The sequence below is a fragment of the Novosphingobium guangzhouense genome (assembly GCF_002896965.1).
Lineage (GTDB): Bacteria > Pseudomonadota > Alphaproteobacteria > Sphingomonadales > Sphingomonadaceae > Novosphingobium > Novosphingobium guangzhouense.
In genome coordinates, this window is sequence record NZ_LYMM01000051.1 from 200,095 (window position 1) to 212,604 (window position 12,510).

The 12,510-nt window shown below is 65.7% G+C and carries 10 protein-coding genes; 2 read left to right on the top strand and 8 right to left on the bottom strand.

The window, feature by feature from the left end; all coding sequences use genetic code 11:
• Positions 1–9: 9 nt before the first annotated feature.
• A complete protein-coding gene (locus A8V01_RS18905; RefSeq protein WP_103097855.1) occupies positions 10–267 on the top strand; it encodes a DUF6356 family protein in 258 nt (85 codons plus the stop codon).
• 24 nt (positions 268–291) lie between these two features.
• On the opposite strand, the gene A8V01_RS18910 is transcribed toward A8V01_RS18905, so the two are convergent.
• Both A8V01_RS18910 and A8V01_RS18915 read right to left on the bottom strand, forming a co-directional pair.
• Positions 292–2,130: a sensor domain-containing diguanylate cyclase gene (locus A8V01_RS18910; RefSeq protein WP_211295075.1), complete on the bottom strand. Its 1,839-nt coding sequence runs from the start codon at positions 2,128–2,130 to the stop codon at positions 292–294.
• Between the two features lie 104 nt (positions 2,131–2,234).
• A complete protein-coding gene (locus tag A8V01_RS18915) occupies positions 2,235–3,032 on the bottom strand; it encodes an SDR family NAD(P)-dependent oxidoreductase (protein ID WP_103097856.1) in 798 nt (265 codons plus the stop codon).
• A 107-nt stretch (positions 3,033–3,139) separates the two neighbouring features.
• Here A8V01_RS18915 and A8V01_RS18920 point away from each other — a divergent pair, with 107 nt between their 5' ends.
• The gene (locus tag A8V01_RS18920) at positions 3,140–4,042 is read left to right on the top strand and encodes a LysR family transcriptional regulator (RefSeq protein WP_103097857.1); all 903 of its coding nucleotides are present in this window, start codon (positions 3,140–3,142) and stop codon (positions 4,040–4,042) included.
• Here A8V01_RS18920 and A8V01_RS18925 read toward each other — a convergent pair.
• From A8V01_RS18925 to glgX, 6 genes are all read right to left on the bottom strand, one after another.
• Complete coding sequence (locus A8V01_RS18925; protein WP_103097858.1) at positions 4,039–4,332, bottom strand: DUF3325 domain-containing protein; 294 nt, start codon at positions 4,330–4,332, stop codon at positions 4,039–4,041. The two genes, A8V01_RS18920 and A8V01_RS18925, sit on opposite strands and share 4 nt — an antisense overlap.
• Positions 4,329–5,900: a PepSY-associated TM helix domain-containing protein gene (locus A8V01_RS18930; RefSeq protein ID WP_103097859.1), complete on the bottom strand. Its 1,572-nt coding sequence runs from the start codon at positions 5,898–5,900 to the stop codon at positions 4,329–4,331. Before A8V01_RS18930 ends, A8V01_RS18925 begins: the two co-directional genes overlap by 4 nt.
• Complete coding sequence (locus A8V01_RS18935) at positions 5,897–6,208, bottom strand: hypothetical protein (protein ID WP_103097860.1); 312 nt, start codon at positions 6,206–6,208, stop codon at positions 5,897–5,899. The genes A8V01_RS18930 and A8V01_RS18935 overlap by 4 nt, the downstream gene beginning before the upstream one ends.
• A gap of 125 nt (positions 6,209–6,333) precedes the next feature.
• Positions 6,334–8,568, bottom strand: coding sequence for a malto-oligosyltrehalose synthase (gene treY / locus A8V01_RS18940; RefSeq protein ID WP_103097922.1), 2,235 nt, complete (start codon positions 8,566–8,568; stop codon positions 6,334–6,336).
• A gap of 5 nt (positions 8,569–8,573) precedes the next feature.
• The gene (gene treZ, locus A8V01_RS18945) at positions 8,574–10,298 is read right to left on the bottom strand and encodes a malto-oligosyltrehalose trehalohydrolase (protein WP_103097861.1); all 1,725 of its coding nucleotides are present in this window, start codon (positions 10,296–10,298) and stop codon (positions 8,574–8,576) included.
• Positions 10,298–12,412 carry a glycogen debranching protein GlgX gene (gene glgX, locus A8V01_RS18950; protein ID WP_103097862.1) on the bottom strand — a complete coding sequence of 705 codons (2,115 nt, stop codon included), beginning with the start codon at positions 12,410–12,412 and terminating at the stop codon, positions 10,298–10,300. Before glgX ends, treZ begins: the two co-directional genes overlap by 1 nt.
• Between the last annotated feature and the right edge of the window lie 98 nt (positions 12,413–12,510).

Sequence of the window (12,510 nt, forward strand, 5' to 3'; positions counted from 1 at the left end):
AAATCCCCCATGTTCCGCAAGATCTTTCAGGAGCACCCCGAATCCGTTGGTGAAACCTACGGCCAGCACTTCCAGTCGGCGTTCGGCTTCGGCACTGCGATGGTCGTGGGCGGGGTGAAGTGTCTGATTCACGGCATATTGCCGCCTCTGTTCACGACTTCGGGCAGCGACGTGGTGCGGGTGCTGCACCGCCGAATGGTGACGCACCGCCACCGCGACCAGCAGCATGGTGACGCTGGCGCCGCGTTGCCGGCGTCACGGAAATGACCGATGATCTCGGTGCGGTAAGGCTCAGGCCGCCAGCGCTTCCGAGCGCGCATCGACGATGACGCGATTGCGCCCTTCGCGCTTGGCGCGGTAGAGGGCCGCGTCGGCGGCCTTGATCAGCGTGGAGCCATCGCGCTCCATGCTGTCTTCCCACGATGCGATGCCGAAGGACATCGTCATCGAACCCAGCGTGCGGCCGCCCTGATGCACGGTCAGTTCGCTGATTGCCTGGCGCACCGCGTCGACCCTGCTTGCCAGCACCAGCGCCGATGTGCCGGGCGCGATGATCGTGAACTCCTCGCCGCCAAAGCGGCACACCACGTCACCGTCGCGGAAGCGGCTGCGCATCTCGGCGGCGACCGCCTGTAGCACGGCATCGCCGGCATCGTGGCCGAATTCGTCGTTGAAGCGCTTGAAGTGATCGACGTCGCACATCACCAGGCTGAGCGGGCTGCCCGAGCGTGAAGCGCGGGCGATTTCCAGCGCCAGCGTTTCTTCCATGTAGCGGCGGTTGAACAGCCCGGTCAAAGGATCGCGGATGGTCTGTTCGCGCAGGCCGCGCTGCAGGCGATGGTTGACGAGGGCGGAAGCGATGTTCTCTGTCAGCACCGTCAGGCGGAAGCGGTTTTCGGTGCCGACCACGCCCTTGAGGTAGAGCACGCCGATCACCTCGCCGCCCGCCAGCAGCGGCTCGCAGTGATAGTGGTCGGCATCGTCGCCCACATGGGCGCAGACGATGTCGGAATCCGCCTCGATAACGAAGTGGCTCTGGCCCCGGCGCAGCGCCCAACACTGGTCGGGGGCGAATCCGGCCGTAGCGACTTCCAGTCCGCCCCACGCCGCGATCGGCACCAGCAGGTTGCGCGAATTGTTGTGCGCATAAAGCGCGCCGGGAATCTCCGGCAGCACGCGGGGCACGAAGACACGGATGATCGCGGCCAGTTCCTCATCGGTGCGGGCGGCCTGCATGCGATGCGCCATGCCGCCCAGCAGTTCGATAACCTCACCGCGTTCGCGCAGGGTTTCCGAATTGCGGCTGAGTTCCGCGTTGGCGACGTGGAGCCGATCCTGGCTTTCATGCTGGTCGGCAACGGCGGCTTCAAGTTCCTCGGCCATGGCGTTGTAGCCACCGGCGAGGCGTTCGAACTCTATGGATTCCATGTGCGCATCGATACGCGCCGTGCGGTCGCCTGCGCCAAGCTGGCCCATCACCGTCATCATCGCATCGACCGGGCGACGGATGCGGCGGATCAGCGTGGCGGCAGTGAAGGCGATGACGATCATCGTCAGCGGCACCCCGCCCAGCACCAGCCAGGTGATGTACTTCAGGCGCTGGTCCACCGCAGCCGTGCGAGTGGCCGAAAGGGCGCGCTCTTCGTTGAGCAGGTCGCCGACCCGCGCGTCGACCAGTTGCATCAGATAACGCCCGCGCCCTGAGCCGACAGCCGCCTGCGCGCCTGAAAAGTCACCGCTGCGGGTCTGCTTGGCGATCTGTTCAAGCAGGTCCGCGCGCTGGCTGATCAATGCACGGATCTGCACCGCGCGGTCGTTCTGCGCCGGATTGTCCTTGGTCAGGATGACGAGTTCGGCGGCGGCGGCCCGCGCGGCGCCGACTTCGGCCTCCACCGTCTCGCCGAATTCGGCGTTACGTGTCAGCGCGTAGCCGCGTTCGCCGGATTCGGCCTGCTGCAGGTGGCTCATCGCCCGGTTCGCGGTCTTGAGCACTTGCGCAGAGTGCGTGACCCACGCCAGACTGGCGCGGGTCTGCGCAGAGCCTTCCAGCAGCAGCCCGGCCAATAGCGCCAGCAACAGGCACAACAGGCTGCACAGGGTTACGATGCGGCGCGACAATGACCCGACCAAGGGAATCTCCGTATAAGCGGGAGTTTACGCCCTCGGCCATCTGCCGCCGCGTTGCAATCGAAATTACAAAATTGCAATGCGACGGCGCACGTGCAGGTGCGGCTTCAGGCGATGGTTGGAACGATGCCGCCTTCGACGCGGATCGCGGCGCCATTGGTGATCGCGCCCAGCGGACTGGCGAGCAGCGCAACCTGTGCGGCGATCTCGTCCGCTTCGATCAGGCGGCGGATGAGCGACAGGGGACGCATCTTGGCGAAGAATTCCGCCTCGCGCTCTGCCTCGGGGGCGTCCTTGTTGTCGACGACCGAGCGGATGAACTCGACGATGCCTTCAGAGCGCGTGGGGCCGGGCATGACCGAATTTACGGTTACGCCGGTGCCGCGCGTCTGTTCCGCCAGACCGCGCGCGATGGCCAGTTGGGCGGTCTTCGTCATGCCGTAGTGGATCATCTCGCCCGGAATCACGAGAGCGCTTTCGCTGGCGATGAAGATCACACGGCCCCAGTCCTTCTCCAGCATCCGGGGGAAGTAGTGCCGGGCAAGCCGCGCGCCGCTGACGACGTTGACTTCGAAGAAGTGATGCCAGTCCTCATCGCTGATCTCGGTGAAGGGCTTGGCCTCGTAGATGCCCAGATTGTTGATCAGGATATCGACTTCGGGCGCGGCGGCGATCAGCGCTTCGGCCCCCTCAGCGGTTGCGGGGTCGGCCAGAACGGCGCGTACCTTTCCCCCGTTCGCGGCGGTAGCGCTGACTTTCGCGGCCGCCTCGTCCAGCTTGGCCTGGCTGCGGCCGGAGATGACGACGTCGGCGCCCTCTGCGGCAAGGCGCTCGGCGATGGCGAGGCCGATGCCGGCGGTCGATCCGGTGACGAGCGCGGTCTTGCCGGCAAGTTTGAGATCCATGAAATGATGCTCCTGTTTCCGTTGAGGCCGGAATCTAGGTCGCCATCTTATTGATGCATAGTGAGCGGTCATGCATATCAGAAGTGATTTGGAATCACGGATGGGCGATGGACAACCGTTTCGGCGAAATGCAGATCTTCCTTGCGGTAGCGCAGGGCGGCAGCTTTGCGAAAGCGGCCACGGCGCTGCGGTTGACGCCGTCCGCGGTCAGCCGCGCCATGGCCCGGCTCGAAGGCAGGCTGGGGGTGCAGTTGGTGTCGCGGACCACCCGCGCACTGGCGCTGACGGCAGAAGGGGAAGTCTACCGCGCGCGCGTTGCCGGGCTCGTCGCGGAAATCGACGAGGTGGAGCGTGGCTTCGGATCAGAGGCAGAGGCGCCGCGCGGGCCGCTGCGTATCAATGCCTCGGTGCCGTTCGGGACGCAGTGCCTGCTGCCGATCCTGCCGCGCTTTCAGCACGCGTATCCTGCCGTCACGATCAACCTGGCCTTGTCGGATACGCTGGTCGATCTGGTTGAAGAGCGGGCCGATCTGGCCATTCGTATCGGCCCGCTGCGCGATACCGGGCTGAAGGCGAAGAAGCTGGGGCGCAGCAGGATGGCGGTGGTCGCCAGCCCCGGATACCTGCAGGACCGCGGGGTGCCCATGCATCCGCGCGATCTTGCGGGGCACGATTGCCTGCAATTCAGTTTCCGGCGCTCGATCGATACCTGGCCTTTCAGGGGCGATGGCGCCGTCGTGCAGCGGCCGATCGAACCGGCGTTTCTTGGCAATTCAGGGGAGGTGGTGCGGATGATGGCGGTGGCTGGCGGTGGCATCGCGCGCCTCGGTCGGTTTCATGTCGCCGCCGATCTGGCAGCGGGGCGGCTCGTCGAAATTCTGGGGCCGTTCAATCCGGGCGACCACGAGGATATCCATGCCCTTTACGTGGGGCATCGGCGGCTGGCTTCGCGAATCCGGGCGTTTCTTGATTTTCTGGATGCGCAGCTTGTTTTGCCGGGCGCCGATTAGCGGGCGCCGCGGCCTGCCTTGCGGTTGACCGCCCAGTTGATGGCGGTGACGGTCAGCCCGGCGCCGACGCTTGCCTCCCCGAACCAGACGATGGTGCCCATCGCACTGCCCAGAGCGGCAATGTTCACGCCCAGAGCACCGGCCAGCAGCAGCCACCCGCTGGTACGTGCCGCACGTGCCTGCTCGTCAGTCAGTGTCCGGCCGGTGAGGTCGCGTTGATGGCGCTTCATGGCCACCGCCAATGACAGGAAAGCGGCAAAGCTGAGGGCCAGCGCCAAAACGTGGATCATGCGCTTGTCACTTTCTGCGCTGCGCGGCGCGTTCTCGAGCCCTGGCCGGCGTTTGCTTTCGTTCTGACCTTCGCGCTTCTGACGGCGGCCATCGCGAACCCTGCGGCCAGCACCAGCATGACGAGGTCGAAGGCCACGAAAGTCCAGTCTCCCGCCAGCAGGCTGGGCAGCAACCCGCGCGATGTGGTGAGGGCATTGATTACCGGCACTGCGGCAAAGCAGGCGCCTGCGATTGCCAGCGTCTCCGTCCACGCGCGTCGGGCGGGGCGTATCATGCCCCACAAACCGATGCCGAGCCATGCGAGGAAAAGACTGTCGATCTCCCGCTCGGCGCGGCTGGCCATGTCCAGCGGCAGCAGCCGGTTGGCAAGGAAATAGACCGCGATGCCGGTGGCCAGTCCCGCGATCGCGGCGATGTTCAGACGCTCTACCATGCGGAAACCCAGATGCGGGCGGCTTGGATCGGGCAGCCGTGCGCGGCGCTTGACGGTCCACAGGACAAGGCCGCTGCCCACCATGATCGTGCCGCCAAGACCGCTCAGGAAGTAGAGCCAGCGCAGGCCCCACTTGGCGAAGCGGCCGGTGTGCAGGCCGATCATCACGCTTTCGGTTGCCAGCGCCGCGCCGTTGGCGTCGTGGGCCCCGATCAGGCGGCCGGTGGCGCCATCGAACGACGCGGTTTCGCCGCGTGCGCCGAAGGACGCTTCGGGAGAGCGGGTCATGTCGATCCGCGCGGCGGCATCGTTGGGGTTGGCGATGCTGATATAGCCTACGCGCTGGCCGTTCCAGCGATTTGAAGCCGCGCTCACCAGTGGTCCAAGGTCGGCCAGGGGCACGCGCTTGCCAGTCGGTTCTGCAGCGACCGCGCGGCCGAACACGGCCTCGTAGAAGGCGGTCGGCGCGGCATAGTTCGCGGCGATGCCCCAGGGCATGTACATCGATGCCAGCGTCACCAGCCCGGTGAAGGTAATCATCAGATGGAAGGGCAGGGCCAGCACGGCGGTGACATTGTGCGCGTCTAGCCAGCTCCGCTGTCCCTTGCCGAAGCGCAGCATGAAGAAATCGGCGAAGATCTTCTTGTGCGTGATGACGCCGGAAATGATCGCCACCAGCATGAACATCGCCGCAATGCCGACCAGATAGCGGGCCCAGAGCACGGGCATGTAATGCAGGTCGAAGTGGAAGCGATAAAGGAAGAAGCCGCCCCGCGTCTCACGCGTGGTGATACGGTTGCCATCGCGGTCGAGCACGGCGCTTGTCTCGCCGCGCGGGGCCGGTTTGGAAGCAGAGGGCTGCCAGTAGACCTGCGTGGTGGCGCTGCGGCTGTTGGGCAGCGTAATGTACCAGCTCTGCCCGTCAGGCGCGACCGTGTTGAGAAAGCGCACCGCGCCTTGCGCTGCCAGCGCCGGATTGGCGTCTCCAGCCACTTCCGGCTGCATCCAGCGGGTGATCTCGTCCTGGAAGTAGGCGGCGGTGCCGGTGGCGAACATCGCGAAGAGCAGCCAGCCCAGCAGCAGGCCGCTCCAGGTATGGAACAGCGCCATGGACTGGCGCAGGGTATCCCTCACAGCCGGGCTCCCGCCATGAGCGAGATCCACAGCCCGGCACCCAGCAGCAGCCCGCTTCCCGCCAGCCAGAGCCACAGCCTGCCAGCCGACCGCACGCCGAACGCGACAAGGGCCAGTACCGCGAACAGAAGGAAAGAGGTCAGCGTTGCTGCCACGCTGGCGTTCGCCGGATCGACGCCAAGGCCCTGCCAGAGCAGCCGCGCCAGGCAGGCGGTGGCCAGTGAAGTGAGCAGGTAATTGCCGGGGATGGCGGCAAGCAGCCGCGCGGCAATTTCGCCACGGCCGATGGTGCCGCTGCGCGGCTTCATCGACGGTCTCCGGCGATGCAAACTGTCACGAATCCCCCTGCGGCCCTACGCCCACGTTATTGCGACGCACTCGCAAAATTCGCTAGGCTTCGGGCGGGGGATTGTCAACGCACCGCAAGAACTGGTCAGCGCGCGTTTGCGAGCGGTTGCAGGTTTTGGGGCGATCGCTGGCGCGGGATGGGTATCCTCAGGGTGAAGTTTTGGCCCTGCCAATGGCGTTCGACCAGCCAGCTGTTCTCATTCGCCTGTAATACGTAATCGCCGTGGGTAAACAGATCAGGTCGTTCTTGACGCCGCGCCAGCAGCGCGCGGGTCAGGTCCAGTTTGCGCATGGACAGCGGCGCGAACTGCCCGGTCTGTAGCGCGGCCCAGTCCACCTTGCGGCGATTGTCAGGGTCGGTCAGGGCAATGGCAAGCGCTTCGCTGCCCTGATAGATGTCGGGTATGCCGGGCGCCGTCATCTGCAATGCGGCCTGTGCCAGCACGATGGCCTCTATCGTAGTGTCGATTTCGCCGCGCAAACTGGCTGGCAGAAGGTCGCCGACCGTGACATCGCGGTGTAGTGCAAGGCACAGGCGTGCGACTTGCGCCTCGGCGGCTTCGTCAGGCGCTTCGTGTCGGGACAATTCCTTGCCTTCGCGCATGGCCTTGGCAATGTGGGCGGTGATCCGGTCAGTTGCATCCGGTTCGTTCCGCATGATCAGAGCCGTTTGCAGAGCGTAGAGTCCCCATCGTTCCGGGAGGGCTGCGGCGTTCGCCCGCTGCCGGGCTTCGGCGTAGAGGGCACCGGCAAGATCTGGGAAATAGCCAAGGGCGATCAGGACAGCGCGCGCATCGGCCGACCTCTTCGTATCGTGAGTCGACAGCGCGTTCAGGGCCAGCGGGGTAACGCGGGCACGATCCGCCATTGTCGCGGCGAACGCGCTCGCCTCGACCGAGCCCAGATCGGGGGCAGCGCCGACTTCGCAGAACGGCAGGAAGGACACTTGCCGGAAGAACACGGTGTCCTCTTCGGATTTGGCCGTCAGCGCCCCGGTCAGCTGTTCGAAGCGGGCAGCGAAGGCGCGGGCCGGGGGATCGTCGGGCGCGCGCAGCAGGTCGCCAAGGGCAGCGGCCATCGGGGTATCGCCGACTTCCGCGATCGCCTGCGACACCGTTGCGCAAAGCGGGCACAAATCCGCCGCATATGACCGATAGACCGGCCAGACCGTTGCCAGCCTTGCGATCGCCTCCGAGGTTTGGGCGCGGGATTCCTCTTCCAGTGCCAGCGCGGCAAGTGCGGCTCTGGTCACGCGGGACAGTTCGGGCGTGAAGACCTGATCCAGCAGTTCGCGGCGCACCCGGCGCACCTCAAGCGCATAGTTTTCGGGAACCGCGCCGTGCGATGCATCGCGTACGGCCGCAAGACCGGCCGGATGCGCAAGCAGGCGGGAGAGCGGGGCCATGAATTCGTAGCCGCTCATCCCCTCGATCGGCCAGAATGAGGGAATCGCCTCGCCGTCCTTGACGATCTTCTCGACCCAGATCGGGGTGTCGCCTACGGCTTCGCGCAGGCGCTGGAGATAGGCGCCGGGGCGGGCAAGCCCGTCCACGTGGTCCACGCGCAGCCCCTGAATGCGCCCGGCTGCAACCTGCTCGATTATCCAGCGGTGCGTAAGGGCGAAGACCGCCGGGTCTTCCTGGCGTACCCCGATAAGGTCGGTGATGTTGAAGAAGCGGCGATGCGTGATCCGATCCGCGCTGTCCTGCCAGTCGCCCAGCGACCAGTGCTGCTCTGCCAGAAGCGCATCCAGGCAAGATGCATCCAGTGTGCGGCTGCCCCCGCAGATATGGCGCGACAGATCGGTCGGTCGCAGCGGGTATTCTCGCTCATATACCCGCAGGTGCGGATCGTCTGCCGTACCGGAAGGCGTGATTTGCCCTGCTGCCAGAAGGTCGGCGATGGTCCCGTCCAATACGGGAAAGTGCAGCGCTCCTGCGTCCCAGTCGATATCGAAGATGGGGGCGTTGGGACTTTCGGCGCCGTGGCGCAGCACGTCGGCAAGCCATGGGTTCTCGGGAGTGAAGGCCATGTGGTTCGGCACAATGTCGATGACAATGCCGATCCCTGCCAGTTGCGCCGCATCGCTCAGGGCGTCGAATGCAGGCTGCCCGCCCAGAACCGGATCGATCTGAGTCGGATCGATGACGTCATAACCGTGCGTTGACCCGCTGGCGGCATGGAACGGGGGGGCAAGATAGAGGTGGCTCACGCCAAGACTGCCGAGCCATGGCAGCAGCGCCCGCGCCGCGTCGAGGTCCACGCCGCCGCGAAGTTGCAGGCGATAAGTCCCGACAAAAGGCGGGGCAGCTTGCGACATGGTGGTCACTCCGATGAAACGGCGGCGATGAGCGCAAAGGGGCTCGACGCGTCCGAAAGGTGCAGGATCGTGCCGGGCAGTTCCGGGGCAGGCTGGTCGATATCCGGGCCGAGCCTTGCGTGCATGCGCAGCGTTGCCGGCCCAAACGACCATGCGGCATCGATCCGGCGCCCCTCCCGCCCGACGATGGCCGCGGGTTGCGGGTTGGTGGCGATCAAGGGGGTAACGTGGTTGCGCCGCAAGTGGAGCAGGTCGCGTACGAAGGCCACGTGGTCATGCTGTTCGGCGCGCACGGGCGCACCGATCCGCGAGGCGAGGAAGGTCTCTTCGGCCACCGGATCGGGCACTTCGCCCGCAAAGCTGGCGAAACGGGCGAACTCTCTGGCCCGGCCTTCGCGCACGGCATGGGCAAGATCGCCGGTGAAATCGACGAAGAAGCGGAAAGGGGCATCGGTCAGGAATTCGTCGCCCATGAACAGCATCGGCGTGAAGGGGGTAAGCAGGGTCAGGGCCGTGGCAATGCGGTAGGCATGGGGATCGCGGGCAAGGTGATGCAGCCGCTCTCCCAGCGCCCGGTTGCCGACCTGATCGTGGTTGCCAAGGAAGTTGACGAAGGCGGTGCGCGGCAGTTCGCCGGATGGTTCTCCGCGCGGCGGGGCGTCGCCATGTTCACGGATCTGGCCCTGTTCGACGTAACCGTCCGACAGGGCGGTGGCGATATCGCCTGCGGGGTCCACGGCGAAAGGCGCGTAGTAGCTTTCGGCCTCGCCGGTCAGCAGGCAGTGGAGCGCGTGGTGCCAGTCATCGTTCCAGGTGCCGTCGAACGGCGCATCGGCGGCGAAGTAGCGGGCAAGGTTGCGTTCGTCCTCGGTGATGAGGTGGATCGGCCGGTCCCATTCGACGGCGCGCGCGCGCTGGCCCAGTTCGTCGAGGAAATGGACAGGGGAGTGATCCTCTATCGCGTGGACGGCGTCCAGCCGCAGCCCGTCCAGGCGGTATTCGTCCAGCCAGTGCAGGGCATTGGCGATGAAGTATTCGCGCACGGCAGGTGCTTCGAAGGCTATCCCTGCGCCCCAAGGCGATGTGCGATCCGGATGGAAGAACGAAGGGCACCACCCGGAAAGGTAGTTCCCGGCCGGTCCGAAGTGATTGTAGACTACGTCCAGCAGCACTGCGATGCCGTGGCCGTGAGCGGCATCCACCAGCGCGCGCATGTCATCGGGCGATCCGTAGGCGGGATGGGGGGCGAAGGGCAGGACGCCGTCATAGCCCCAGCCGCGCGTTCCTTCGAATTGAGCGACCGGCATGATCTCTATCATCGTCACGCCAAGGTTCGCCAGCCGCGGCAGTTCGGCCATGGCGGCGGTGAACGTCCCTTCGGGCGTGAAGGTGCCGATGTGCAGTTCGTAGATCACCGCCTCGTGCCAGGGGCGCCCGCGCCATGGGTTGCGCCATGCAAAGGCGGCATGATCGACGAGGTTTGAGGAGCCGTGCACGTCCGCGATCTGCGCGCGCGCCGCGGGGTCGGGATAGGGAGTGCCGTCCAGCACCCAGCGATAGGCATCGCCTGCCTCAGCCTCGCCTTCGAACAGCCACCAGCCTTGTCCGGCCGCCAGTGCGGGCATCGCCAGACCGTTGATCTCGACGCGGGCCTCGGTGGCTTCGGGCGCCCACAGGCCGAAGCGCCAGTTGCCGCCGCCGATCGGCCTTGCGCCCCATTGCGTGGCCATCAGGCCGGACGGAACAGGCAGAGGCTGGCGGGCGATATCGCGGCCTGTTCCCGGTCCACCGCTTCTTCGGTGAATGGGTCGTCGCGGGCGGTATCGAGCACGCGGACCCAGTCTCCTTCGGGCAGGGTGAAATCCAGCCCGTCGCCCGCATTGATCACGGTGAACAGCGGCCGCCCGCCATCAAGGAACACCTCACGCGTGGAGTAGTCGACCAGCATGCCCAGCACGCGCAGGCCCGGCTGGCTCCACAGTTCCTGATCCATGGCCCGTCCATCGGGCTGGAACCAGGCGATTTCCACGCGCTCGTTATCGCCGGTCTCGCCCATCAGGAAGTTTTCCTGCGCCAGTACCGGGAACTGGCGGCGCAGCGCGATCATGCGGCTGCAGAAGTCAAGGAAGGCGTCGTCCTTCGCCTCCCAGTCAAGCCAGGCCAGAGCGTTGTCCTGGCAGTAGACGTTGTTGTTGCCTTGCTGGCTGTTGCCGATCTCATCGCCGGACAGCATCATCGGCACGCCCTGGCTGACCATCAGGGTGGCCACCATCGCGCGGCGGCGGCGGGCGCGCGCGGCTGTGATGACGTCATCGTCAGTGGCGCCTTCGGCCCCCATGTTGTCGGACAGGTTGTTGTCGTGCCCGTCGGCGCCGCCTTCGCCGTTCGCCTCGTTGTGGCGATCGTTGAAGGATACCGTGTCCATCAGGGTGAAGCCGTCATGGGCGGCAAGGAAGTTGATCGAACTGGTAGCGCCCCGGTCGGAATGGTTGAACTGGACCGGAGAGCCGATCAGGCGCTGGGCCATGTCACCCACCAGCCCTTCGTCGCCGCGCCAGAAGGCGCGCACGTCATCGCGGAACTTGTCGTTCCATTCGCGGAACGGGTAGGGGAAACCGCCGACCTGATAGCCGCCCAGCCCCACGTCCCACGGTTCGGCGATCAGCTTCACGGCGGCCAGGATCGGATCTTGCCGGATGGCGTCGAAGAAGCCGCCCTCCCGGTCGAAGCCGTGCCCTTCGCGGCCGAGCGTGGAGGCCAGGTCGAAGCGGAAACCATCGACGTGCATCACCTGCACCCAGTACCGCAGGGAATCGAGCACCATGCGCAGCACCATCGGATGCGCGACCGACAGGGTGTTGCCGGTGCCGGTATTGTCGAAGCTGAAGCGCGGGTTTTCGGGGCTCAGCATATAGTAGCTGGCGTTGTCGAGACCGCGGAAACACATCGTAGGTCCGCGTTCGGACCCTTCGGCGGTGTGGTTGTAGACCACGTCCATGATCACTTCGATCCCCGCCTTGTGGAACCGCTTCACCATGTCCTTGAACTGGCGGATGGCGCGCGGGGCAAGGTCGCCGGTGCGCAGGAAGCGCGGCTCGGGGGCGAAGAAGCCCAGCGTCTGGTAGCCCCAGTAGTTCGACAGGCCCTGGTCCAGCAGCATCCGGTCGTCGAGGAAGAACTGGCTGGGCAGCAGTTCGATCGCGCTTACGCCCAGCTTCTGCAGGTGAGCGATGATCGGTTCGCTGGCCATGCCTTCATACGTGCCGCGCAGGGCCTCGGGCACATCGGGGTGAGTCATCGTCAGGCCGCGCACATGGGCTTCGTAGATCACCGTTTCGGTCCAGGGGCGGGACAGCGCCTTGTCGCCTTCCCAGTCGAAATCGGGGTCCTGCACCACGCTTTTGACCATGAACGGGGCGGAATCGCGCGGGTCGAAGGTGGTGTCGTCGCCGGTGGAAAGGTCGTATCCCCACAAGGCGTCGTCCCACTGCACCGCGCCCGAAACCTCCCGTGCGTAGGGGTCCAGCAGCAGCTTGTTGGGGTTGAAGCGGTGCCCGTTCGCCGGGTCATAGGGGCCATGCGCGCGCAGGCCGTAGAGCTGGCCGGGCCGGATGCCGGGCAGGTAGCCGGAAAACACCGATCCTTCGCGTGAGGGCAGTTCGAGGCGCGCGGTTTCCTCTGCCCCGTCCTCGGAGAACAGGCATAGCTCGATCGCTTCGGCGTTTTCGGAAAAGACCGCGAAGTGAGTGCCTTCGCCGGTGAATTCCGCGCCCAGTTCATGGATCATTCGTTCGGGGCGGGAAAAGGAAATCCCGGCGTCGTCGGATGCGGTGCCCTGCGTCACGTGCTGCCTCCTGCAAGATGCTGCAACCGCTAACTCGCATGCGGGCACCGCGTTCCCGACCGGAGATGACGGGCCTTTGCAAAGCTCGTTCGCGCCGC

What these genes read in the sequence shown, in the direction of transcription:
- A8V01_RS18905 (WP_103097855.1), top strand. Translation starts at nt 10, where the DNA reads ATGTTCCGCAAGATCTTTCAGGAGCACCCCGAATCCGTTGGTGAAACC.
- A8V01_RS18915 (WP_103097856.1), bottom strand. Translation starts at nt 3,032, where the DNA reads ATGGATCTCAAACTTGCCGGCAAGACCGCGCTCGTCACCGGATCGACC.
- A8V01_RS18920 (WP_103097857.1), top strand. Translation starts at nt 3,140, where the DNA reads ATGGACAACCGTTTCGGCGAAATGCAGATCTTCCTTGCGGTAGCGCAG.
- A8V01_RS18925 (WP_103097858.1), bottom strand. Translation starts at nt 4,332, where the DNA reads ATGATCCACGTTTTGGCGCTGGCCCTCAGCTTTGCCGCTTTCCTGTCA.
- A8V01_RS18935 (WP_103097860.1), bottom strand. Translation starts at nt 6,208, where the DNA reads ATGAAGCCGCGCAGCGGCACCATCGGCCGTGGCGAAATTGCCGCGCGG.
- treY (WP_103097922.1), bottom strand. Translation starts at nt 8,568, where the DNA reads ATGTCGCAAGCTGCCCCGCCTTTTGTCGGGACTTATCGCCTGCAACTT.
- treZ (WP_103097861.1), bottom strand. Translation starts at nt 10,298, where the DNA reads ATGGCCACGCAATGGGGCGCAAGGCCGATCGGCGGCGGCAACTGGCGC.